Annotated in this window: 1 protein-coding gene; it reads right to left on the bottom strand. The window is 42.9% G+C overall.

Going from position 1 to position 620, the window contains the following annotated elements:
• A partial coding sequence (iscB, locus tag ABEV15_RS08530; protein ID WP_498852953.1) for an RNA-guided endonuclease IscB occupies window positions 1–620 on the bottom strand: 620 nt, incomplete at both ends.

The following is a 620-nucleotide window of genomic DNA, read 5'->3' as shown; positions in this document are numbered from 1 at the left end:
GTTATCCACTCGGTCTGTTCCACCTCTCGATTTTGGAATGATATGCTCCACTTCAAGTGGAACATTTTCTTTTCCGCAATAACAACACTTCCGCCCAAACTTTTCAAGCAAATACTCCCGTACTTCATATCCTTGTAGCGTGCCTTGTTGATACTCTACACCATTGATTTCAGGATTTCGCATGAGTTGCGTGTCGAATTTGGCATTTTCGTATGATATATACCCAATGGGGCATAACTTCTTTAGGCGGTTAACCCATGTTTGGATATTTTGCACACGACTCTCTAGTGATGACGGCAACCACCCCTCCTTTCGCTTGCGGTTCAGAAAGCGTGGTTTTCTGTATCTTGTTTTTCGATTTCGTCTTGCTCGACGAAAAGCACGCCTTTTATCTATTCTTTCCTTGATGTCTGTGCGATGGTCAAGTTGCCCTAACCATACCACTTCTTGTCCTCGCAAAATCGCTAATCCTGTATGCCTGCTTCCATAGTCGATTTTTAGCCGATATGTTGCTTTAATTTCTGATTCGTCTACTGATTTTTTCAAGATGATGGTAAATGGAAATCGCCTGTAAATCGCCGCCTTCCCTTGTTTCAACAGCTTTCTTGCAACTGCTTCGT

Origin of the sequence: Bhargavaea massiliensis (assembly GCF_050480245.1) — a bacterium.
Classification (GTDB): Bacteria; Bacillota; Bacilli; order Bacillales; family Anoxybacillaceae; genus Anoxybacillus.
This window is presented reverse-complemented; position numbering and strand designations above follow the sequence as displayed.